This window comes from Micromonospora sp. NBRC 110038 (genome assembly GCF_020884815.1).
GTDB lineage: Bacteria > Actinomycetota > Actinomycetes > Mycobacteriales > Micromonosporaceae > Micromonospora > Micromonospora haikouensis.
This window is the reverse complement of record NZ_BBOL01000006.1, coordinates 60,407-83,470: the sequence shown is the minus strand read 5'-3', so window position 1 is coordinate 83,470 and position 23,064 is coordinate 60,407. Positions and strand designations below refer to the sequence as shown.

14 protein-coding genes and 1 pseudogene are annotated in these 23,064 nt (G+C 73.9%); 3 read left to right on the top strand and 12 right to left on the bottom strand.

Annotation, left to right across the window (positions count from 1 at the left end; all coding sequences use genetic code 11):
* Positions 1-2: 2 nt before the first annotated feature.
* The 5 genes from LPU61_RS21575 to LPU61_RS21555 form a co-directional block, all read right to left on the bottom strand.
* On the bottom strand, positions 3-923 hold the full coding sequence (locus tag LPU61_RS21575; protein WP_229405895.1) for a carbohydrate ABC transporter permease: 921 nt from the start codon (positions 921-923) through the stop codon (positions 3-5).
* A 4-nt stretch (positions 924-927) separates the two neighbouring features.
* Positions 928-1,845 carry a carbohydrate ABC transporter permease gene (locus tag LPU61_RS21570; RefSeq protein ID WP_043968274.1) on the bottom strand — a complete coding sequence of 306 codons (918 nt, stop codon included), beginning with the start codon at positions 1,843-1,845 and terminating at the stop codon, positions 928-930.
* A 112-nt stretch (positions 1,846-1,957) separates the two neighbouring features.
* The gene (locus LPU61_RS21565; RefSeq protein ID WP_043968272.1) at positions 1,958-3,256 is read right to left on the bottom strand and encodes a sugar ABC transporter substrate-binding protein; all 1,299 of its coding nucleotides are present in this window, start codon (positions 3,254-3,256) and stop codon (positions 1,958-1,960) included.
* A gap of 563 nt (positions 3,257-3,819) precedes the next feature.
* Complete coding sequence (locus LPU61_RS31770) at positions 3,820-4,881, bottom strand: cellulose binding domain-containing protein (protein WP_308102587.1); 1,062 nt, start codon at positions 4,879-4,881, stop codon at positions 3,820-3,822.
* Between the two features lie 423 nt (positions 4,882-5,304).
* Positions 5,305-6,051 carry a phosphotransferase family protein gene (locus LPU61_RS21555; RefSeq protein WP_043968268.1) on the bottom strand — a complete coding sequence of 249 codons (747 nt, stop codon included), beginning with the start codon at positions 6,049-6,051 and terminating at the stop codon, positions 5,305-5,307.
* 229 nt (positions 6,052-6,280) lie between these two features.
* On the opposite strand from LPU61_RS21555, the gene LPU61_RS21550 reads away from it, so the two are divergent.
* The 3 genes and pseudogenes from LPU61_RS21550 to LPU61_RS21540 all read left to right on the top strand — a co-directional run.
* Positions 6,281-6,649, top strand: a complete 369-nt coding sequence (locus LPU61_RS21550; protein WP_229406067.1) for a MerR family transcriptional regulator — start codon at positions 6,281-6,283, stop codon at positions 6,647-6,649.
* Positions 6,650-6,740: 91 nt separating this feature from the next.
* The gene (locus tag LPU61_RS21545; protein ID WP_229405894.1) at positions 6,741-7,667 is read left to right on the top strand and encodes an NADP-dependent oxidoreductase; all 927 of its coding nucleotides are present in this window, start codon (positions 6,741-6,743) and stop codon (positions 7,665-7,667) included.
* A gap of 33 nt (positions 7,668-7,700) precedes the next feature.
* Positions 7,701-7,826: pseudogene (locus LPU61_RS21540) on the top strand (hypothetical protein); the annotation flags it as partial.
* A gap of 37 nt (positions 7,827-7,863) precedes the next feature.
* On the opposite strand, the gene LPU61_RS21535 reads toward LPU61_RS21540, so the two are convergent.
* The 7 genes from LPU61_RS21535 to LPU61_RS21505 all read right to left on the bottom strand — a co-directional run bounded on the left by LPU61_RS21535 (position 7,864) and on the right by LPU61_RS21505 (position 23,064).
* On the bottom strand, positions 7,864-9,879 hold the full coding sequence (locus LPU61_RS21535) for an amino acid adenylation domain-containing protein (protein WP_229405893.1): 2,016 nt from the start codon (positions 9,877-9,879) through the stop codon (positions 7,864-7,866).
* Positions 9,876-12,767, bottom strand: a complete 2,892-nt coding sequence (locus LPU61_RS21530) for a type I polyketide synthase (protein ID WP_229405891.1) — start codon at positions 12,765-12,767, stop codon at positions 9,876-9,878. Before LPU61_RS21530 ends, LPU61_RS21535 begins: the two co-directional genes overlap by 4 nt.
* The gene (locus tag LPU61_RS21525; protein WP_229405889.1) at positions 12,764-16,228 is read right to left on the bottom strand and encodes a non-ribosomal peptide synthetase; all 3,465 of its coding nucleotides are present in this window, start codon (positions 16,226-16,228) and stop codon (positions 12,764-12,766) included. Before LPU61_RS21525 ends, LPU61_RS21530 begins: the two co-directional genes overlap by 4 nt.
* Positions 16,228-16,494, bottom strand: a complete 267-nt coding sequence (locus tag LPU61_RS21520; protein WP_229405887.1) for a phosphopantetheine-binding protein — start codon at positions 16,492-16,494, stop codon at positions 16,228-16,230. The genes LPU61_RS21525 and LPU61_RS21520 overlap by 1 nt, the downstream gene beginning before the upstream one ends.
* Entirely contained in the window at positions 16,494-18,788 is a 2,295-nt protein-coding gene (locus LPU61_RS21515) for a polyketide synthase (protein WP_229405886.1), read from the bottom strand. Before LPU61_RS21515 ends, LPU61_RS21520 begins: the two co-directional genes overlap by 1 nt.
* The gene (locus tag LPU61_RS21510) at positions 18,781-22,008 is read right to left on the bottom strand and encodes a non-ribosomal peptide synthetase (protein WP_043968263.1); all 3,228 of its coding nucleotides are present in this window, start codon (positions 22,006-22,008) and stop codon (positions 18,781-18,783) included. Before LPU61_RS21510 ends, LPU61_RS21515 begins: the two co-directional genes overlap by 8 nt.
* Before the next feature lie 216 nt (positions 22,009-22,224).
* Positions 22,225-23,064 carry an aminoglycoside phosphotransferase family protein gene (locus tag LPU61_RS21505; RefSeq protein ID WP_052503952.1) on the bottom strand — a complete coding sequence of 280 codons (840 nt, stop codon included), beginning with the start codon at positions 23,062-23,064 and terminating at the stop codon, positions 22,225-22,227.

Genomic DNA, 23,064 nt, shown 5'->3' with positions numbered 1-23,064 from the left:
GTTCATCCCTTCAGCGCGCCGGACATGAAGCCGCGCACGTAGTGTCGTTGGAGCAGCAGGAACAGCAGGACGCACGGCAGGGCGAGCACCACGACACCCGCCTCGGTCGCCCCGTAGTCGACGACGCCCTGGACCTGGCCACGCAGGTTGGACACCGCGAGCGGAAGGGTCATGCGCTCGGTGTCGTTGATGAGGATCAGCGGTGCCATGAAGTCGTTCCAGGCGTTGAGGAACGCGAACAGCCCGACGGTGATCAGGCCCGGCTTCACCGCCGGCAACAGCACCCGCCACAGCGCGGCGAACGACGAGCATCCGTCGACCAGCGCGGCCTCGTCGAGTTCGCGCGGCACCGCCTCGAAGGAGATCCGCATCAGGAAGGTGGAGAACGGCAGCTGGAACATCGTGAGCACCAGGGCCACCCCGACCAGGGAGTTCTGCAGCCCGACCTCGTTGAGCAGCACGTACAGCGGGATCAGCAGCGTCGCGTACGGCACCATGAGGATGGCGAGCGTGACCAGGAACAGCAGGTTCCGGCCCGGGAAGCGGAACCGCGCGAACGCGTAGCCGCCCAGGAAGGAGGTGAGCAGCGTCAGGGCGACCGTGAGCAGCGAGACGAACGCCGAGTTCGCCACGTAGCGCCAGACGCCGGCCTGGTAGTTGGCCAGGGTCTCGTAGTTGCCCAGTCCCCAGCCCTCCACCTGGTTCGTGCCGGGGTGCGGGGAGACGGAGGCGACCGCCGTCCAGAGCAGCGGAGCGAGGAAGATCAGCCCGAGCGCGCCCGTGAACACCCAGTACGGCGTGCGCAGCGCGATGCCCGCGATGGTCGTGCCGGACGGCCGCCGCGTCGGGGCGGCGGGTGCCGGCGGCGCCGGGTCGACGGTCGGATCGGTGGTCGGCTGGCTGGTGCTGGATACGGAGACCATCGGCTCAGTTCTCCCCGGACCGGAATGCGCGCAGTTGCAACGCATTGATGCAAACGAGGGCCGCCAGGACGATGACGGAGATGGCGGCCGCCACTCCGAGGTCGTTCTGCCCCTGGAAGGCCACCATGTAGATGAGCTGGACGACGGTGATCGTGCTGTTGTCCGGGCCGCCCTTGGTCAGGATGTAGAACTGCTCGAAGGCGAGCAGGGAGCCGGTCACGCAGAGCACCGTGGTCAGCGCCAGCGTCGGACGCAGCAACGGCAGGGTGACCTTCCGGAAGGTCTGCCACCGGCTCGCACCGTCCGTGCGGGCAGCCTCGTACACCTCTGCCGGTATGCCCTGCAGGCCGACCAGCATGAGCACCATGTAGAAGCCGGCATACCGCCACACGATGAGAAAGGTCGTCGAGAGCAACGCCGAGGTCGGGCTGTCGAGGAAGCTCAGGCCCAGTCGTTCCATCACCGGCGACAGCGGGCTGGCGTACGGCGAGTAGAACACGTAGAACAGCAGCGACGCCGAGGCCAGGCCGAGGGCGCTGGGGATCAGGAACGAGGCCCGCAGCAGGTTGTTCCACCGGCTCGACTCCTGCACGAGCAGGGCGAGCCCCAACGCGAGCGCCAGCAGCAGCACGGTCGCGAGCGCCGTGTACTTGAGAGTGAACAGCACCGAGTCGGCGAAGAAGCGGTGCTCGACCGCCTTGACGAAGTTGTCGGGGGCGTTGACGCCCTGGTCGCCGGCCAGCAGCGGCCACTTCGACAGCGACATCCTGAAGACCAGCAGCAGTGGCACGGCGAACAGCGCGATCACGAACACCGCTGTCGGTGTCGCGTAGAGCCAGCCGAGCAGGGCTTCACGTCCGCGGGGACGGGCGCGGCCCCGCCTCGCCGCGCGGGACGGGCGAGACGGTGCGGTGACGCTCATGGGAACGGACCTTCCGTTGAGGGGTGGGCAGGCGTCGACGGATCCGGGGCGGGTTCGGCCGCGGGCGTACCCCGGCCTTGCGGAGCCGTCGGCGTACGCCCGCGGGAAACCACTACTGCTTGAGCACGGCGGTGATCTCGCCGTTGTCCTTCTGCACGTCACCGCTGCCGTTGAGCACCTGGTTGCGCACGAGGGTCAGCCAAGGGCTGTTCGCCGCGTTGAACGCCTGCTGGAAGTTGAGGGCGACGGGGGTGTCGCCCTTGCCGGCCACCTCGTTGATGGTGACCAGCCGCGGGTCCTCGGCGGCGTACTTGTTCTTCGCGAGGTCGTCGCGCGACACCACGTCCTTGTTCTTAGCGAGCACCTCGACCTGGGCGTCCTCGGACATCATCCAGTTCAGGAAGTTCCAGGCCTGGGCGGCCTTCTTCGAATCCTTGGACACCCCGAGCCCGTCGCCGCCGACGAAGGTGGAGGCGCCGCCGTTGGGGCCGGGGATGCCGGCGACGCCGACGTCGAACTTGGTCGACGAGAGCAGCGTCGCCGGGTAGAACATCAGGCCGATCTTGCCCTCGGTGAACGCCGCGGTCCAGGTCGGGCCGGTCTCGCCCGCCGAGGCGGGCAGCACGGCACCGGACTTCCACAGCTCACGCCAGGTGCCGTAGACCTTCTGGGCGGTGTCGTCGGCGAGCTTGGCCTCGGTGCCGTCCTCGCTGAGCACCTCACCGCCGCCGGCCCAGATGGAGGGGAACCAGGTGAAGACCAGGCATCCGCCGCAGTTGAGGCCGGCCGCGGTGCCGTAGACGTCCTTCTTGCCGAGGGCCTGGACCGCCTTGGCCGCCGCGGCGTACTCATCGAGCGTGGCCGGGGCCTTCTCCGGGTCCAGGCCGGCGTCGCGGAACAACTGCTTGTTCCAGAACAGCATCGACAGGTCCAGCACGAAGGGCAGGACGTGCTTCCTACCGTCCACCGTGCCAGCCGCGAGGTGGCCCTTGTTGATCGAGTCCTTGAACCCGAGGCCGTCGATGTTCGCGCTGATGTCCTGGAACAGCCCCTGCTTGACCCAGTTCGGCACGTACACGATGTCCGCGGCGAAGAGATCCGGCAGGCCGCCCGAACCGGCGGCCGCGCCGACCTTCGCGACATAGTCGTCGTTGGGGACCACGGTCAGCTTGACCTTGTTCTTGTGGCTGGCGTTGTACGCCTCGACGAGCAGCTTCGCCTGCCGCTCCAGCGGGGCGCGGGTCCACATGGTGAGCTCGCTGCCGTCGTCGAGGCCGTTCGGTCCGGCCTGCGCGGCGGTGGTGCCGCCCGGCTCGTCGCCGCCGCACGCGGCCACGCCGACGGTCAGCGTCGCCACGAGGACTCCGGCCAACGCACGTAGGGCGACGCGTCTGCCCAGGATTCTCCTCATTATGTCTCCTCGATGGGTTCGGTCGGACCGCTCGGGTGCTGTCGACGCCCACGTATCCGGGCTGCGGCGTCGGCATACGCCGGGCCGCTGAACTGGGTGGAGGGTCGTCAGGGCGTCGATCCGTTGACCGCTCGGCAGGGGGTCGGGTTCACTCGTTGACGTCGTGGTGCGCGCCCCCTCGGCGCGGTACCGGGTGCGTCCCGTTGCCGTCGTCCGCCGGCTGGGGCGCGGCCCGTGCCGCACGTCGCTACCGCCGAGGTGGCGCCTGTCCCGTTCTGCGGATAGCGTGTCGCACGAAAACGATTTCGGCAAGATGCCGGACGGAGGAAACCCGATCATTCTTCGGCGGAGCCCTCGCGCCTGCTCGTACCCAGTCTGGCCAGCATGGCTGCTGCGGAGAGTCGACGAGCGGGCAGCAACGGCAGTGCTGAAAAGCTTGCGAAAGCCTTTCGGTCACCGGGCAGCGCCCGGCGGCGGGGCCCGTCCGACGGCGGCACCCGGGCGAAAGAACGAAGGACGTGGCCGGCGGAAGATCCGCCGGCCACGTCCTCACGGTCGCGGGGTCAGGAGAAGAAGCTGCCGTAGGGGCCGTTCAGGATGGCGTTCTTCTGGGCCTGGGTGAAGTGGGTGTTCGGGTAGTTGTAGAACGACCCGGACATCGGCGTGCCGTCCGTGCTGGTGGAGTCCGGCAGCCCGAGCCCGTGGCCGATCTCGTGGACCATGCCGCCGTACCAGCGGTTCATCGGGCCGTTGATGCCCGCCGCGCCGTCGGCGTCGTGGCCGCTGAGGACCACCCAGCCGGTGCTGGCGCCGCCGCCGGACTGACCGGGCTCCTCGGCGCTGATCTCACCCACGTTGAGCCACCGGTTGTCCGGGTTGCGGATGCCGAACCTGCGCATCAGCTCCTGGTGCATGTTGCCCACCACGCACCAGTAGCGGTCGCCGCCGGGCGTGCAGTTGGTGTTGATGTACCAGTTGGAGTCGTGCTCACCGGTGACCACCTCGACTACCGGGTTGTTCAGGGTGAACGTCTTGCCCAACTCCTGCTTGTAGTAGCGCTGGGCCTCCCGCACGACGTTCGCGATGCCGTCGGGGTAGCGCTGGTCGTAGGGGACGTCCGTGGGCCTGAGCCAGAAGACCCGGACCGTGCCGGCCGGGGGCGTGGCCGGCGGGGCGGTGGGACCAGGCGTCACGGTGGGCGTGGGGTTCGGCGTCGGCGGCTTCACGGTCGGGGTCGGCGTCGGGCCCACGCCCCCGGTGCACGCGGTGTTGTTGAGCGTGAAGCTGGTCGGCACCGGGTTCGCGCCGGTCCATGAACCGTTGAAGCCGAACGAGGTGGTGGCGCCCGTGGCCAGCGAGGCGTTGTGGCTCACACTGACCGCCGTCACGGCGGCGCCGCTCTGGGTGACCGTGGCGTTCCACGCCTGGGTGACCGCCTGCCCGGAGGCGAACGACCAGCGCAGGGTCCAGCCGTCGACCGGATCGCCGAGATTGGTGACCGTCACGTTGGCACCGAAGCCGCCCTGCCACTGCGAACTGATCGTGTACGACACTCTGCAGCCGGCGGCGGCGGCGCTGGCCGGCGCGGTGCCGACCGCCGCGGCCACGGCCGCGGTGGCCACCATCGCGACAGCCAAGCCGCCGCGGAATCGTTGATGACGCATCGTTGTCCTTTCCGAGCTCTGGCCAGGGGGACGCTGCGGCCGGTCGCCGCAACCGCAGCTGTCGGTACGGACACCCTCACATTTCATCGACAGCCATCGATATTGAAGGGTGGAGGGCACCCGCTCGACAGCTGCGGGCATGTCGCCCACAATGCCTCACGAAAAGGTTTTCGGCAAGCCGCAACCAGGTGGCCCGTCATGCGTCTGTCACTCACACAGGTTGCTGCTACGGCCCACCCTCGCCCGCCGCGGCGACCAGGCGCAGCACCGTTTGCCGGACCGAGTCCTGCCCAGCCTCACCCGGCAACCGGCTGCCCGGCCCGCCACAGCGGTGGACCCCCGGGCCCGACCGTCTGCTACATCGCGGGTCGGCCCTGCACAGCCTCACATTCGGGATCTCAGCACGTCGACCTCACAGCCCGGCGCGAAGGGGTCGAAGCCGTGCTCGATCAGCCAACGCACTGCCAGCAGGCTTCGCAACGACCACCATGCGTGGATCACGTCGAGGTCGACGTCGGTGCCGTAGCCGGCGATGACGTCGTCGAGGTGCTCCTCGTGTCCGAGCGTGAAGGTGGCGAGGTCGTACAGGGCGTCGCCCTGGCCCGCCTCGGACCAGTCGATGATGCCGGTGACCTCGTCGCCGTCGACGAAGACGTGTGCGATCTGCAGGTCGCCGTGCGTGAACGCCGGGGTCCACGGCCGGAACGCGGCCTCGGCGACCTGGCGGTTGCGGGTGACCAGGTCAGCGGCAAGGACACCGCTCGTCACGAGCAACTCGCACTCGTCGTCGAGTTCCGCCGCCAGCGCGACGACGCTCCGGCCGGCCCGGCCCGGCAGGGGCGGCAGGGGTGCCTGGTGCAGCTTTCGGATGGTGGCGCCCGCCGCGGCCCACGCCGCTGGCGACCCGGTCGACGGACCGCCGAGGCGCCCGAGCGTCGTCCCCGGGAGCGCGGCGACCGCGAGCACGGGCGGCTTGCGCCACAGGACCGCCGGGGTCGGGACGGGCGCGAGGGACATCGCCTCGACCTCGACGTCGATGCGTGCCTGATCGGCGTCGACCTTCAGGAACACGTCACCGACGCGCAGGGTCGCACGCTCGGAATGGGCGACGACGACTTCGACCTCATCCATGGGCGACCAGTATCCCGCGGATGCTCGCCGACGTCGTCTCCGGCGTGGGTTTGCCCGAACGCACGAACGGAGTCGTCGACCACCCCGGCCACCAGGTCGGCGGCGCTGTCGGGTGCGTCGGCCACGCAACTCTGCCCGCCGCGTGGTGTCACTGGCCGCGTTCCGACGCGTGGGTAGCCTGGACCTCACCCATGTGCGAGGCAGGACGGAAGTCAGGATGACCGCCACCATCCGGATCGGTGAACTCGCCGCCCGTACCGGGGTCAGCGTGCGATCCCTGCGCTACTACGAGGAGCAGGGGCTGCTCACCAGCCTGCGCAGTCCGCGCGGTCACCGCCGCTACCTCGAGGGCCAGGTCGAACGGATCCGCTTGATCCAGCGGCTGTTCTCGGCGGGCCTGAGTAGTCGGACCATCGTCGACCTCCTGCCCTGCGTCGAGTCTCCGAGTGCGGACACCTCCGAGGCGGCCCTGGAGCGCATGGGGCAGGAGCGTGACCGCCTCGATCAGCACATCGATGAACTGGTCAGGACCCGAGCGGTGCTGGACGATCTGATCGCCGCGAATCTGGCGCACCGTCGGGAGATCGCGAGCGCGTGAGCCGGATGTGAGTCGGGTCACGCGCTCTTGTTTCTGACACCGGTGTCAGTAATTAGCGTCGGCGGTCGACATCCAGTGAGGGAGTACGACAATGAGCCGCGCTTTTGGATACCGCGCCTTCGGCGGCCCGGAGGTCCAGTTCCACTTCGACCGGCCCGATCCGCAGCCCGGTGTCGGGGAGGTCCTCATCAGGGTCCGGACCGCGGGAGTAGCGCGCCTCGATCCCCTTCTCCGGTCCGGACATGTCCGGGCGCTGAACGGACACCTACCGTTCCCGCAGGTGATGGGCATGGAGGCCGCCGGGGACGTGCTCGCGACCGGTGCCGACGTCACCGACCTCGCGGTGGGCGACGCGGTGTTCGGGTTCGCGCTCAGCGGCGCCGGCACGTACGCCGAGACGACGGTCCTGCCGGCGGCGAACGCGGCTCGTAAGCCGGAGACCCTGCCCTACGAGTGGGCGGCGACCATACCGGTGTCCGGCACGACCGCCCTCGACGCACTCGACTGGCTCGACCTGCCGGAGGGCGCGACGCTGCTGGTCAACGGCGTCGGGGGCAGCACCGGCCAGATCACCGCGCAGCTCGCGCGTGCGCGGGGGCTGACGGTGATCGGGACCGGCAGCGACAGCAAGCGTGCCGGGGCCGAGGCTCTCGGCGTGACCTTCGTCAGCTACACCGCCGGTGACGTCCCCGGACAGGTACGGCAGCTCGCCCCGTCCGGTGTCGATGGCCTGATCGACCTCGTCGGCGGCGACGCGCTGCGGTCGGTCGCCGCGCTGGCGACGGACCCCAGGCAGCTGTTGTCGGCCGCCGACGACACCGTGCGCGAACTGGGCGGCGAGTTCCTGCCCCGCCGCCTCGACCGGGCATCGCTGGAGACCGTCGCCGCGCTGATGGTGGACGGCACCGTCGACCCGCACATCACGCGCGTGTTCGCCTTCGAACAGAGCGCGGAGGCGGTAGCCGCCGTGGAGACCGGTCACACCGCCGGAAAGCTGGTCCTCACCGTCTCCGCCTGACCCCAGCCGGCACGGTAGCTTCGGGCGTCGCCTCTCACCGCCTACGGCGGTGTCTTCGTCGCCGGGTCACTCGCCTGGGCGATGCTCATCGGAGGGTTCCGGCCCGAACGCCACTACCTCGTCGGCGCGGCGATCTACGCGATCGGGGCGGCCGTGATCAGCACACCTGACCATGACGGGCCGGAACCACGACGGATCAGGCGCCGGACGGCGAGGCGACGTGATCGAGGCGGCCCGCCCGGACGCCGGAGCGGCGGCGGACCCGGGCCGGCGGAGGGGGCAGCGCCCGCCGGTCGACCTTGCCGTTGGCCGTGGCGGGCAGCTCGGGCAGGAGGACGTAGCGTACCGGCACCATGTGGTCAGGTAACGCCTCGGCGAGGAAGGCGCGCAGCGCCGGCTCGGTCAGCCGGGCCGGGTCGGCGTCGCGCTCGGCGACCAGGTACGCCACCAGGGTCGGCGCGGCGCCCAGGTCCTCGCGGAGCAGCACGACGCTGTTGGCCACGAGCGGGTGCCGGTTGAGGGTCGACTCGATCTCCCCCAGCTCCACCCGCTGCCCGCGGATCTTGACCTGGGTGTCGACCCGGCCGACGTAGTTGAGGTGGCCCTCCGGCGACCACCAGACCAGGTCCCCGGTCCGGTACACCCACTGCGGCCGGCCGGCGACCGTCACCTCGACGAACCGCTCGGCGGTCAGGTCGGGCCGGCCGGCGTAGCCGCGCGCGAGGCAGTCCCCGCCGACCACCAGCTCCCCCACCTGGCCCAGCGGGGCGAGATCGCTCCGGTCGTCGAGCACGTACGCGACGACGTTGCTGATCGGCCGGCCGATCGGCACGGTGTCCGCCGGTTCGGGCCGGCGGCACTGCCAGGCGGTGACGTCGATGGCCGCCTCGGTGGGGCCGTACAGGTTGTGCACCCGCACCCCGGGTAGCACGGCGGTGAGCTTGTTGACCAGCTTCGGCGGCAGCGCCTCCCCGCTACAGATCACCCGGCGCAGGTCGGCGCAGCGGTCCAGTCCCGCCTCCTCGACGAAGAGGGCCAGCATGGAGGGCACGAAGTGGACGGTGGTCACCGACTCCCGGGCGATCACCTCGACCATCTCCTGCGGGTCGCGGTGCGCCTGCGGCTGCGCCGTCACCAGGGTGGCGCCGGTGAGGAAGGGCCAGAGCAGCTCCCACACCGAGACGTCGAAGGTGTACGGCGTCTTCTGCAACACCACGTCGCCCGGGCCGATCCGATAGGTGTCCTGCATCCAGACCAGGCGGTTGGCCAGCGACAGGTGCGTCATCTGCACGCCCTTGGGCGCGCCCGTCGACCCGGAGGTAAAGATCACGTACGAGAGGCCGTGGACCACCTCCTCCGGCGCCCGGTAGCCGCGCCAGTCGACCGGCGGGGCAGGCCGGTCACCGCCGTCCAGCGGGCGGACGGGCACGGTCGGCGCGGCACCGAGCGCGGCCTGCCCCGCCGGGTCGGCCAGCACCAGCGCCGCCCCGGCGGTGCCGAGCATGAGGTCCAGCCGGGGCCGCGGGTGCGCCGGGTCGAGCGGCAGGTACGCCGCACCGGCCAGCAGCACGCCGAGCACCGCGACCACCAGCTCGGGGCTGCGCTCGGCGCAGAGCCCGACCACCGACCCCGGCCCCACCCCGTCCGCGCGCAGCCGCCCGGCCAGCGCTGCCGCCTCGTCCAGGAACTCGCGGTAGCTGAGGTGGCGGCCGTCGCCGCGCAGCGCGACGGCGTCCGGGGTGCGTGCCGCCTGCCGGCAGATCAGCTCGTGCACCGGGGTGCGCGGGGCGGGCGTCGGCGCGGGGTTGAAGCCGAGCAGGGTCCGGCGTTCCTCGGGGCCGACCAGCGTCGCCTCCCGTACCGGCCGGTCCGGGTGGGCGGTGAGCCAGGCGTGCAGGGTGCGCAGGCGCTCCGGCAGCCACCGGGCGTCGCCGTGGTGGCGCAGGAAGCGCACCGGCAGGGCGCCCAGGGTGGCCGCGACGCCGCCGGCGGTGGTGGCCGGTGCGGGCAGCAGCACGTCCGGCTCCGCCGCCGCCGGGGACAGGCTGCGCGCCTGCGTGCGTACCTGGTCGAGGGTGTGCTCGGGGCCCACGCGCAGCCGCAGCTCGCCGCGCGGGCCGTGCACCGCGACCTCGGTCGCGCCGCCGAGCCGGTGGCAGAGCACGGCCGCCACCGCGGCGGCGAGGTCCAGGTCGTCGTGACGGCCGGTCACGCGGTCACCAGCCCGGCGAGCACGCGCGGCGTGGCGTCCGCGGTGAGGGTGTCGATCGGCACCCGCACCCCGTAGCGGCGCCGCACCTGGCTGATCATGCGGATGAGCAGCAGCGAGTCGCCGCCGACCGCGAAGAAGTTCGTGTCCGGGCCGATCTCCGGGACGCCGAGCAGGTCGGTCCAGAGCGCCACGATCTCCCCCACGAGGCCGTCCTCGCCGCCGGCCGGCGACGCCGGGAGGTCCGGGACCGGTGCCGGGTCGTCCGGGACCGGCGGTGCGGCGTCGAGCCAGTGCCGGGTGGGGGCGAACGGGTAGCCGGGCAGCGCGACCCGCCGGCTGCCGGTGTCGCCGCGCAGCGCCGGCCAGTCCACGCCCACCCCGGCCGTCCAGAGCGCGCCGATGCCGGCCAGCACGTCACCGGCGTCCGGGCGGGCCGTCGGCCGTGGCTGCAGGGCGTAACCGGGCACCGGCCGGCCCTGCGGGGTCTGCCGGGCGGCGCCGGTCAGCGCGCTTCCCGGCCCCACCTCGACCAGGACCGGGTCGGGCAGGCCGAGCGCGGTCAGCAGCGCGTCGTGGTAGCCGACCGGGCTGCGCAGCTGGGTCGCCCAGTAGCCCGCCGGGCGGGACAGCCCCTTGCCGAGCAGCGCGCCGTCCACTGTGTTGATCACCGCAACGGTGCGGGGACGCCGGCCCACCCGGTCGGCCTCGACGCCGAACCGCCGGGCCGCGTCGGCCATCATCCGGCTGTGGAAGGCCCGCCGGGCGGGCAGCGCCCGCCAGTGCACGCCCGCCCCGGTCAGCCGCTCCCGCAGCGCGTCGAGCTGCGCCACCGGCCCGGCCACCACGGTCAGGTCGGGGGCGTTGCGTGCGGCCACGTCGAGCTCGTCCAGGCCGGCCAGGTGGGGGGTGAGAACGGGCGGGGAGGCGAGGACGGCCAGCATGCCGCCCTCGGGTGCGTCGTGCATGAGCCGGCCCCGGATCGCCACCAGGCGCAGCATGTCGTCGCCGGCCAGCTCCCCGGCCAGCGCGGCGGCGGCGAACTCGCCGACGGAGTGGCCGACCAGCGCGGCCGGGCGTACCCCCCAGGAGAGCAGCAGCCGGCCGAGGGCCAGCTCGTGCAGCGCCAGCACGGGCTGGGTCACGTCGGTGCGGTGCACCACGTCGTGCGGGTCGTCGTCGACCAGCACGTCGCGCGGGTCCAGCCCGAGGATCGGGGTGAGCAGCCGCGCCCCCTGGTCGAGGTCGGCCCGGAACGAGGGGTAACGGTCGTAGAGGCCCCGGGACATGGCGGGGAACTCGGTGCCCTGGCCGGGAAAGAGCAGGACCACGCTGGGCCGGCGGGCCGCCGCCCGGGCCGGGGCGCGGCGCAGCCGGGTCGCCGTCTCGGCGAGGTCCCGGGCGGCCACCGCGAGCCGGTGCGGGAAGTGCCGGCGGTACGACTGCAGGGTGCGGGCGACGTCGGCCAGCGGCAGGTCGGGGCGCTGCCGCAGGTGCTCGCCGAGCTGCTCGGCGGCGGCCCGGACCGCCTCCGGGGTACGCCCGGAGAGCACCACCAGCTCGGTGCGCTCCCCGGGCGGGACGGTCGGTTCCGGCACGTCCGGCCCGTCCCCCTCCTCCAGCACCACGTGGACGTTGGTGCCGCCGAGGCCGAACGCGCTGACCCCGGCCCGGCGCGGCGTGCCGTCGGTCTCCCAGGGCCGGGCCACGGTGTCCACCGTGAACGGGGTGGAGCCGTCGAGCAGCTCGGGCCGGGCCTGCTTCAGGCCGGCCAGCGGCGGGATCTGGCGGAAGTGCAGCGCCAGCGCGGCCTTGACGAGCCCGGCGACGCCGGCCGCCGCGTCGAGGTGGCCGACGTTGGCCTTGACCGAGCCGAGCGAGCAGGGCCGGGTGCCCCGGGTGAAGACCTCGGTCAGCGCGGACAGCTCGATGGCGTCGCCGACCTCGGTGGCGGTGCCGTGCGCCTCCAGGTAGCCGACGGTGGCGGGGTCCACCCCGGCGGCGGCGTACGCGCGGGTCAGCACGTCGATCTGGCCGGCGACCCCGGGGGCGGTGTAGCCGACCTTCAGGTTGCCGTCGTTGTTCACCGCCGAGCCCCTGATCACCGCGTAGACGGTGTCGCCGTCGCGGCGAGCGTCCTCGGCGCGCTTGAGCACCACCAGGGCGACGCCGTTGCCGGGCACGGTCCCCTCCGCGGTGGCGTCGAACGGGCGACAGGTGCCGTCGGCCGACATGATGCCCTTGGTCTCGTACAGGTAGCCGGAGTGCTGCGGCACGGCCACGCAGGCCCCGCCGGCCAGCGCGACGTCCGAGTCACCGGCGCGCAGGCTCTGCGCGGCCAGGTGCACCGCCACGAGCGAGGTCGAGCAGGCGGTCTGCACGGTGACGGCGGGCCCGCCCAGGCCCAGCCGGTAGGCGATCTTCGCGGCCAGGTGGTCCTTCTCGTTGCCGAGCACCACCGACAGCAGCCCCTGCGCGTCGACCAGGCCGGGCCGCGCGAAGACGTGGTTCAGCGCGTAGTAGTTGAAGCCCGCGCCGGCGAAGACGCCGACCCGGCCGAAGGGCGCGTCGGTGGTGAGCCCGGCCGACTCCAGCGCGGCCCAGGCGGTCTGCATCAGCAGGCGGTGCTGCGGGTCGGTGGTCTCCGCCTCCCGGGGGGTGATGCCGAAGAAGGCGGCGTCGAAGAGCTCCGGGTCGGCCAGCATCCCGCGCGCCGGCACGTACGCGGGGTCGTCCAGCCGGTCGGCGGGCACCCCGGCGGCCAGCAGTTCGCTGCGGGTCAGCGAGCTGATGGTGATCCGTCCGGCGGCCAGGTTGGACCAGTACTGCCAGACGTCGGCGGCGCCGGGGAACCGGCCCGCCATGCCTACGATCGCGATGTCGCCGTTCATGAGGGTGCGCCTGCTCCTTCGGTCTGTGCGTGCAGATGCCGGGCCAGCGTCTGGACGGTCGGAAAGCGGTAGAGGTCGGTCAGCGGGATGGTCCGGCCGGACAGCCGCTCCTGGAGCAGCCGGCGGACCACGGCCAGCCGCAGGGACTCCCCGCCGACGTCGAAGAAGGCCTCGTCCAGGTCGAAGTCGTCGGTGCCCAGGGCCTCCACCCACGCCCCCGCGACCAGCTCCTCGAACTCGGTCAGCGACGCCGAAGCCGAGGCCGGGGACGACGCCGAGGAGGAGGCCGGGGAGTTCGCCGCGGCGGCCGCGGTGGGGGGCGCGGTGGCGACCAGGGCGGCCAGCGCCCGCAGGTCGACCTTGCCGTTGCGGTCCAGCGGAAACTCGGCCACGGTGTGCCACTGCTGCGGGCGGGCGTACGGGGCCAGCTCCGGCTCCACCGCCCGGCGCACCTCGGCCACGTCGACGCCGTCCGCGTCGGGCTTCAGGGCGGCGCACAGGCGCACCCCGGTCGCCGGGTCGCCGACGGTGAAGACCACCGCGTCGCGTACGCCGGGGCGGGCGCGCAGCCGGCGCTCGATGTCGACCAGCTCGACCCGGTGGCCGGCGATCTTCACCTGGCGGTCGTTGCGGCCGAGGAACCGCAGCTGCCCGTCCGCGCCCCAGCGCACCAGGTCACCGGTGCGGTACAGGCGCGTCCCCAGCTCCGCGGAGCGGACGAACGAGGCGTCCGTACGGGCCGGGTCGTCGAGGTAGCCGTCGGCGAGCCCGGTCCCCGCCGCCCACAGCTCGCCGACCGCCCCGGGCGGAACGAGGCGTCCGCCCGGACCCACGACGTGCAGGTCGGTGCCGCGTACCGGCCCGCCGATCGGCAGCGGGTCCGGGGTGGCCTCGGCGTGGTCGACCGAGTACGTGGTGGTGAACGTGGTGTTCTCGGTCGGACCGTAGCCGTTGGTGAGCCGCAGCCCCGGGCAGGCGGCCAGCGCCCGGCGCACGTGCGCCGGGGAGACCACGCCGCCGCCGGTGAAGAGCTGCCGCAGCCCGGCGAAGGCATCCGGCCGGTGGTCGGCGACCAGGTGGAAGACGCCCGAGGTGAGCCAGGCGTGGCTGACGGCCTCGGCGCGCAGGAACCCGGTCAACGCGCTGGGCGTCGGCTCCCCGGCGGGGAAGACCACCACGGTGTCCCCGTTGGCCAGCGGCACCAGCAGCTCCAGGGTGGACGCGTCGAACGCCAGCGGGGACAGGCGCAGCATCCGCATGCCCGGCCGGTCGACGAAGAGCCCCGGGTCGTCGGCGAGGCGCAGCACCGCCCGGTGCGGGACGACGACGCCCTTCGGCACGCCGGTCGAGCCGGAGGTGAACGAGGTGTACGCGGTCCGGTCCGGCCCGGCCGGTGCCGTCTCGGGGCCGGCGTCGACGACCGGGGCCGGGTCGTGGAGGTCGACCAGCGGGCAGTCGGCCACGCCGGAGCGGTGCGGTCCGGGTGCGTCCACGCCGAGCCGGGCGCGGGGTGCGACCGCCTCGACCAGGTGTGCCCGCCACTCGTCGGTGGCGTCGCGGTCGACCGCCACGTAGTACGCGCCGAGGCGCAGCACGCCCAGCACCGCCACCGCCTCCGCCGCCGAGCGCGGCAGCTCCAGCAGCACCCCGTCGCCGGCCCGTACCCCGCGGGCGTGCAGCAGGCCCGCCTGGGCGACGGCCCGGTCGTGCAGTTCGCGGTAGGTGAGGGTGAGCCCGGCCTGCGGGTCGACCAGCGCGATCTTCTCGCCCGCGTCGCGGGCGTGGCGGGCGAACCGGTGCCACACGTCGTCGGTGGTGTGGTGGGGGCCACCGCCGCCCAGGGTGCGCAGCCGGTCCCGCTGGGCCGGCGAGAGGGTGCCGACCTCGCCCAGGGGCGCGTCGGGGTCGGCGGCGAGCGCGGCCAGCGCCGCCCGGAACGACTCGACCAGCTCGCCGGCCTCGGCGGCGGTGAGCGCCGACGTCGCGTACTCCAGGGCCAGCCGCGGGCGCGCCGACCAGGACTGCAGGTAGAGCAGGGCGTCGAAGACCGCCCCGTGGCAGTGCCCCTCGTGCAGCCGCCAGCGCCGGCCGCCCCCGGTCAGCTCGTCGGGGACCAGCTCGTGGTGGGCGGCGAAGCCGAGCTGCGCCAGCGGGTTGCGCGCCGGGTCGGTGGGGACGTCGAGCGCCGCGACGACCCGCTCGAACGGCACGTCGGCGTCGGCGGCCGCCTCGCCCAGCGCCCCGGCCAGGCCCCGGACGTGCTCGCGTACGGTCAGCGCGTCGCGGCTCGCGCAGCGCACCGGGACGACCCGGGTGCACAGGCCCACGATGTCCGCCATGCCCGCCTCGAAGCGGCCCGCCGCGGGGACCCCGAGGACCAGGTCGTCCAGCCCGGCGTGGCGGGACGCGGCCAGCGCCCAGCCCGCCATGACCACCGACGTCACGGTCACCCCGCACCGGCGGGCCAGGTCGGTCACCGCGCCGGCCGTCGCCGGGTCGAGGTGGAAGTGCAGGCGCGCGCCCCGCCCGTCGGCCTCGGCCAGCGGGGGCAGGTCGGTGGCGAGGGCCACCGTGGCCGGCGCGCCCGTCAGCCGGGCCCGGATCCGGGCCAGCGCGGCGTCCACCTCCCCGGCCGCCTCCCGCGCGGCCAGCCGGCTGCCGATCCAGTCCGGGGAGGGCGCGGGCGCGGCCGCGGGCGCGTCGTCGCCGGGTGGTGCGGTGCCCGCCGCGTCGGCGGCGTAACGCGCGGTGAACTCGCGCCAGAGCAGCCCGATGCTCCAGCCGTCGCTGACCACGTGGTGCACCAGCAGGGTCAGCAGGTCCCGGTCCCCCGCCCGGGTCAGCACGAACACGACCGGTGGCTCGTCGAAGGGGCGCAGCAGCCGCCCCGCCGCGGTGCCGTACAGGTCGTGCACGGTGCGGACCGCGTCGTCGCCGGGCAGCGCCTGGTGCAGCAGCCGCGGCTGGTACGGCGCGGGCAGCACGATCCGGGCCTGCCGGGGCTCGTGGACGAAGCGGGTGCGCAGCGCCTCGTGCCGGGCGGCCAGCTCCCCCAGCACCCGGCGGACGCGGGCCGGGTCCAGCGGACCGTCCGCCTCCAGGGTGAACATCAGGTGGTAGGGCGCGTCCCGGTCGAGCAGGTGCGCGGCGAGCATGGACCGCTGGCCGGGCAGCAGGTCCCGTTCGGCGGGCCGCCGCGCGAGCACCGGCGGGGCGGTGTCGACGTACTCGACCGCGTCGGCGAGCACCTGCGCCAGCGGCAGCGCGGACAGCAGCCGGCCCGCCTCCACGTGCGCCCGCAGCTCCCGCTGGCCGAGCGCGACCAGCGCGATGGCCTGCAACGAGGTGCCGCCCAGGCCGACGAAGGACTCGGTGGCCGCCGCCTGACGCAGGTGCTCGGGCGCGACGCCGAGCACCTGGGCCGCCAGCGGCGTCCAGGCGGCCAGGTCGGGGCGGTCCATCACACCGCCTCCGCCGCCGGCCGGTCCGCCGACACCTGGCCCGCCACCGTACGCAGGTCGGCGAAGCGGGGATTCTCCAGCACGTGACCGAACATCACCGCGAGGTTGAGCTCCTGGCGGATCAGGGTGCTGAGCCGAAGCGCGCTCAGCGAGTGGCCGCCGAGGTCGAAGAAGTCGTCGTCGTCGTCGACCGTGTCGACGCCGAGCACCTCCTTCCACAGCTCCTCGAACTCGGCCACCCAGGTCCGGTCGTCTACGTCGCGCATCAGTGGTGCCTCTCTGTGTCCAGGTGGGTAGCGGGGGCGTCCAGGTAGTGCCGGGTGGCGGCGAAGGGGTAGGTGGGGGCGGGCACCCGCCGCCGCCCCGTGTCGTACGCGGGATCCCAGGGGCCGGCCAGGCCGAGCTGCCACAGCGCGCCGACGGTCGCCAGCAGCCGGGCGTGCCGGTCGGTGGGCAGCGCCGACGGGTCCGGCCCGAACCGGGGGGTGACGCTCGTGCCGACCTCGATCCAGAGCAGCCGGTCCGCGTCGGGTGGGAGCGGCTGCGGCGCGGCCGGGGCGAGCGCCGCAGCCCGCCAGCGGGTCGGATCGGCGCACTCGGCGTCGGTGAGCGGTTCCCCGCCGGCGGCCCGCAGCGGCAGCTCGGCGGGGCGGGGCCGGGCCGGGTCGCGGTCGCCGCGCAGCAGCGCCACCGCCTCCGGCAGGGTGAGCACCCCGGCCACCACCGCGCCGGCCAGCAGGCCGAGGCCGGTGCCGGCCAGTTCGCGGGGCGCGATCCCCCGACCGTGTAGCGACCGGGCCAGGCCGACGCAGGCGACCAGCCGGTTGACCCGCTCCCGGGCCGGCTCGTCGAGGGGCTGCCCGCGCAGCAGCGCCGCCCCCTCGTCGGCGGTGGCCCGGTAGACCGGGTCGGCGTCGTAGTTCGGCCGGTTGCCGGTCAGCTCGCCGGCCGCGGTGAGGTACAGGCCCACGCCCCGCGCCCGCGCCTTCGCGTCGACCTGCCGCACCGCCGGCCCCGGCACGCCGGTCCCGGCCGCCGGAGCGTGCTGGCCGGTGAGGAACGCCGCCCGCCAGGGCAGCTCGGTGCGGCCGGTGCGCAGCGTGTACGCGATGTCGGCCAGGTCGCCGGGGGCGGTCCGGGCCACGAAGTCCACCGCGCGGTCGACGCTGTCCTGGGCCGCGGTGGCCGTCTTCGCGGAGACGAGGACCAGCTCGGTGACGTGCCGACGGCGGCGGGGCGCGGGGTCCGGGGCGGCTTCGAGGACGACGTGGGCGTTGGTGCCGCCGATGCCGAAGGCGCTGACCCCGGCCCGCAGCACCCCGTCGATCGGGGTCCAGGGCCGCGCCGCCACCGGCAGGTCGAAGACGGAGCCGGTCAGCTCGACCCGGGGGTTGGGGGTGCTCAGGTGGGCGATCGGCGGGACGGTCCGGTGTTTCAGTGCCAGCACCGCCTTGACCAGCCCGATCACGCCGGCTGCGGTGTCCAGGTGCCCGACGACCGACTTGACCGCGCCGAGCGCGCAGGGGGCGCGGTCGGGCCGGTCGCTGTCGAAGACCTGCCGCAGGGCGGCCACCTCGATCGGGTCGCCCAGCGCGGTGCCGGTGCCGTGCGTCTCGATCAGCCCGACGGTGTCCGGGTCGACGCCGGCCACCTCCAGCGCCGCCGAGATCACCGCGGCCTGGCCGGTGGGGCCGGGCGCGGTGAAGCCGGCCTTGCGCAGGCCGTCGTTGTTGATCGCCGACCCCCGGATGACCGCGTGCACGGTGTCGCCGTCCCGGCGGGCGTCGGCGAGGCGCTTGAGCACCACCACGCCCGCCCCGTCGCCGGGCACGGTCCCGTCGGCGGCGGCGTCGAAGGCCCGGCACCGGCCGTCGGCGGAGAAGATGCCGCCGGGCTCGTACCGGTGCCCGCGCCGCGTCGGCGGCGCCACCGTCGCCGCCCCGGCCAGCGCCACGTCGGCGTCGTACGTCAGCAGCGCCTGCACCGCCTGGTGCACCGCGACCAGCGAGGTCGAGCAGGCGGCCTGCACCGTGACCGCCGGGCCCTGCAGGTTCAGCTTGTACGCGATCCGGGTGGCCGCGAAGTCCTTGTCGCTGCCGATGATCAGCCCGAGGCCGCCGGCCGCCTCGACGGCGCGCTGGTTGGGCCAGACGTTGTCGAGCAGGTAGACGTTGAGCCCGGTGCCCACGTACACCCCGATCCGGTTGCCGTCGGCGGCGACCGGTGGCTGGCCGGCGTGCTCCAGCGCGGCCCACGCGCACTCCAGCAGGACCCGCTGCTGGGGGTCCATCAGCGCGCTGTCCGACGGCGAGTAGCTGAACAGCCGGTGGTCGAAGCGGTCCGCGCTCTCCAGCACCGCCCGGGCCGGCACGAAGTCGGGATGCTCGACGAGGTCCTTCGGCACGCCCCAGCCGAGGAGCTGCTCCGGGGTGAAGAAGCTGACCGCGTCGATGCCGTGCACCACGTGGTGCCAGAACCGGTCCAGGTCCCGGTCCGCGCCGGGGACGCGCACGGCCAGGCCGACCACGGCCACCGCGGCGTCGTCGTCGGGCTCAACCACGGCCGCCTCCGGCACCGCGCCGCCGACCGGCGAGCAGGGCCCGCCCCTGGTGGCGCTGGGCGACCCGCGCGTCGGCCAGCACCGGGGCGGCCTCGCGCAGCCGCGCCGCGCAGCCGGCGACCGTGCCGGCCCGGAACAGGTCCGTCACGGAGACCTCCAGCCCCTCGTCGGCGAGCCGCTGCTGCAACGCGATCAGCGCGAAGCTGTGCCCACCCAGGTCGAAGAAGTTGTCGTGCAGCCCCACGTCGGAGCGGCCGAGCACCTCGCTCCAGCAGGCCCGTACCCGCTCCTGGAGGTCCGTGCCGGCGGCGCGGTCGGCGGCCGGGGCCGGCGCGGCGGCCGTCCGGGCCGCGCGGGTCTCGGCCAGCAGGCGGGCGGTGTCCACCTTGCCGTGGGCGGTGAGCGGGATCGCCTCGACGGTGAGGATCCGGGCCGGCACCATGTAGGCGGGCAGCGTCTGCCGGACGTGGCCGCGCAGCTCGCGTTCGGTGTCCGGGCCGGTCCCGCCGACGACGAAGGCGACCAGTTGGTCGTCCTCGGCCGCCACCGCGCACGAGCGCACCGCCGGGTGGCTCAGGAACGCGCTCTCGACCTCGGCCAGCTCCACCCGGTAGCCGCGCAGCTGCACCTGGGTGTCGTTGCGGCCGAGGTAGATCATGTTGCCGTCGGTGCCCCACTTGACCACGTCGCCGGTCTTGTACATGGCTCCCCGCCCGTACGGGTCGGGCAGGAAGCGGGCGGCGGTCAGCTCGGGGTTGTTCACGTAGCCGTGCGCGACGAGCACCCCGCCGCAGTACAGCTCGCCGGGCACGTCCACCCCGGTCGGGCGCAGCCGTTCGTCGAGGACGTAGCACCGGGCCGAGGGCAGCGGCACGCCGATGGTGCCCTCCCGGACCCGGGCCAGCTCGGCGGTGGGCGCGGCGAAGATCGTGCAGTGGATGGTGCCCTCGGTGATGCCGTACATGTTCACGAAGACCGTGTCCAGCTGGGGCGCCCCGCCGACCAGCTGGGTGAGCCGGGCCCAGCTCAACGCCTCGCCACCGAGGACGACGTAGCGCAGCCGGGACCACCCGCCGCCGAGCTGCCGCAGGTAGGGCGGCAGCAGCCGGTAGAGGGCGCCCGGGGTCTGGAACACCGCCGTGACCGCCTCCCGGTGCACCAGGGCGGCGAGCCGCTCCCGGTCGACCAGGTCCGCCTGGTCGGCGACGACCAGCCGGCCGCCGGTGGTCAGCGCCCCCCACATCTCCCACACCGAGGCGTCGAACGAGAAGGAGCTGGCCGCCAGCCACACGTCGTCGGCGGAGACGTCGAGACCACCGGGGGTGGGGGTGTTCAGGGCGTCCAGGCCGCCGTGCCCGACCAGCACGCCCTTGGGCACCCCGGTCGAGCCGGAGGTGTAGATGACGTAGGCCGGGTCGTCCCCGGCGGGGTAGGCCCGTGGCACCTCGGCGGCCCCGTCGAGGGTGTGCGGGTCGGCCAGCCGGATGCCCCGGTCGGCGGTGAGCGCCCCGGCGGTCCCGGCGGTGCCGGGCTCCGCCAGCATGATCCGCAGCCCGGCGCTGGCGGTGATCAGGTCGAGGCGCTGCCGGGGATACTCCGGGTCCAGCGGCACGTAGACGGCGCCGAGCCGCCACACGCCGACGATGGCCGCGATCACCGCGGGTGAGCGGCCGAGCAGCAGCCCGACCCGGTCGCCGTGGCCGATCCCCAGGTCCGCGAGGCCGGCGGCGATCCGTCCGGCCCAGCGGTCCAGCTCGGCGTAGGTCACCGTCGCGTCGCGGTGCCGCACCGCCACCGCGTCCGGGGTACGCGCCACGTGCTCGTCGAAGCGGCGCAGCACCGACGGGTAGCCGATCGGCTCGGCGGTCAGCGGCGGGTTCACCTCCTCGACGAGCAGCCGGTGCTCGGCCGCGTCCACCATGGACGGCTCGGCGTCCGGCTCGTCCACGATCGCGCGCAGGAAGGTCAGGTAGTGCCGCAGCAGCGTGGCGACGGTCTCCTCGGTGAACAGCTCGGTGCTGTACTCGGCGCGCAGGAACGGGGCGTCGGTGGAGACGTCGAGGGTGAGCCCCACGTCGAACTTCGTGACGTCGACCTCGACGTCCACCTCGGTCAGCTTCACCCCGTCGAACTCGGGAAAGGCGAACGGGAAGTTCTGCACGGTCAGCGAGGTCTGGAACAGCGGCGCGTGGCTGAGCTGCCGCTCCCCCACGGTGGCCCGCACGATCTCCTCGAACGGCACGTCCTGGTTGGCGAAGGCGGCCATGCTGGCCCGGCGGGCCCGGTCGACCAGCTCGGCGAAGCGGGGCCGGTCGGCCAGGTCGAGCCGGATCGGCAGGGTGTTGACCAGGCAGCCGACCAGGCGCTCCTCGGCCTCGTCCATCCGGTTGGCCACCGGGACCCCGATCACCACCTCGTCCTGGCGGGCGTAGCGGGACAGCACCGCGGCGTAGGCGGCCAGGGTCACCGCGAACAGCGTCGCGCCGTGCTCCCGTGCCCACGCGGTCAGCCGGTCGACCAGCCCGGCGTCGACCGGCCGGCGCAGCACCGCGCCCCGGTTGCCGAGCACGCTCGGCCGGGGGAAGTCGGTGAGCAGCGCGAGCTGCGGGACGTCCCGCAGCGTGGTGCGCCAGAAGTCCAGCCCGGAGCCGTCCCGCTCCCAGTCGGCGCGCTGCCGCTGCGCGTACGCCAGATAGGACTCGGCGGGTTCGGCGTGGCCGGCGCCGTCGGCCCCGGCCAGCGCGGCGTTGTACTCGGCGGCGAGGTCGCGCAGCAGCAGGCCGACCGACCAGCCGTCGCAGGCGATGTGGTGGACCAGCACCGCCAGGGTGTGCTCGTCGGGCCCCCAGGAACGCAGGTACGCGCGCAGCACCGGGCCCTCGTCGAGCGCGAACGCCCGACGCGCCTGCTCGGCGACCAGGGTCCGCAGGAACCCCTCCTGGGTGTCCCGGTCGGCCCACTCCCCGGCCTCGATCTCGATCTCCGCCTGCGGGGAGTCCGCCACCAGCTGGACGAGCACCCCGTCCACCAGCGCGAACGTGGTACGCAGCGCCTCGTGCCGAGCGGTGACGCGCAGCAGGGCCGCGCGCAGCGCCTCGGGGTGAAGCGTGCCGTGCAGGTGCACCCCGAAGGCCACCACGTAGGCCGGGTTGCCGGGTTGCAGCTGGTTGAGGAAGTAGAGCCGTTCCTGAGCGAACGAAGCACGACCGGTACGAACCATGCACCGATCGTGGCCGCCCGGGCACCCCGCCCGACAGAGCGGGCTTTCCCGCCCCGGCAGGGAAAACCTCCCGGTCGGCTGGCGGACAGATCCGCCGGACCCGGCCCGCCGGCGGGCCCACGGTCACCGTCCCGGCCACCGCCGCGGAGCCAGGGTTACGCGAGGTCGGGGTGGCACCGCGCGCGGTGCCACCCCGACCTGGGACCCGACCGGGGGTCAGTACTCGCCGCGCCCGAAGGCGGCCAGCTCGGCGGAGTGCGCCGGGTTGCTGACGTACGTGGCGCCGATCGGCGCGGTGACCCGGCACCACATGTCGAGCCGGTCGACGTCGATCCCGGCGGCGGCGGCCAGCTCGTCGCGGCGGCGTACCATCTCCACGCGATCCAGCCCCTCGAGCACGTAGTCGACGGCGTCGAAGCAAGGGTCGCCGGCGCAGGCCATCGGGTCGATCGCCACCAACCCCCGGGCGCCGCCGCTGAGCACGTTGCCCAGGTGCAGGTCGCCGTGGAGCAGCACGGTCTCGGTGGGCACCGCGAAGAGGTCGTCGCGCAGCCGCTTCGACCCGGCGAGGTCGGCGCCCCGCCGGACCGCCGAGTTGAACAGCACGTCGATCCAGTCGGTGAGCTGTCGGGGCGCGGCGGCCGGGTCACCGGCGGCGTGCAGGTCGGTGAGGAAGCCGGCGTAGTCGGCGGGGGTGGGCGGCTGCGCCATCTTCTCCACCAGCGTGCCCGGCCGGATCGACTCCAGCAGCACCGCGCCCCGGGCCGCCGCCAGCACCACCGGCACCCGCCCGCTGGGCCCGAACTGACGCAGCATGTCGACCTCCTCGCGCACCGCGTAGCTGTCCGGTGACAGCTTCAGCACCGCCTCGCCCTGCGGGCCGGTGCAGCGGAACACCACCGAGGAGTTGCCGGACTTGAGCTGCTCACCGAGGGTGAGCCCCCACTCGGCGACGAGATCGGTCAGCCGCTGCGGCAAGGTGCCGGCCCAGCGGTGGGCGGCCTTGCCGAAGCGCGGCTCCAGCCGGTTGGCGATGGCCTCCAGGTCCAGGGTCAT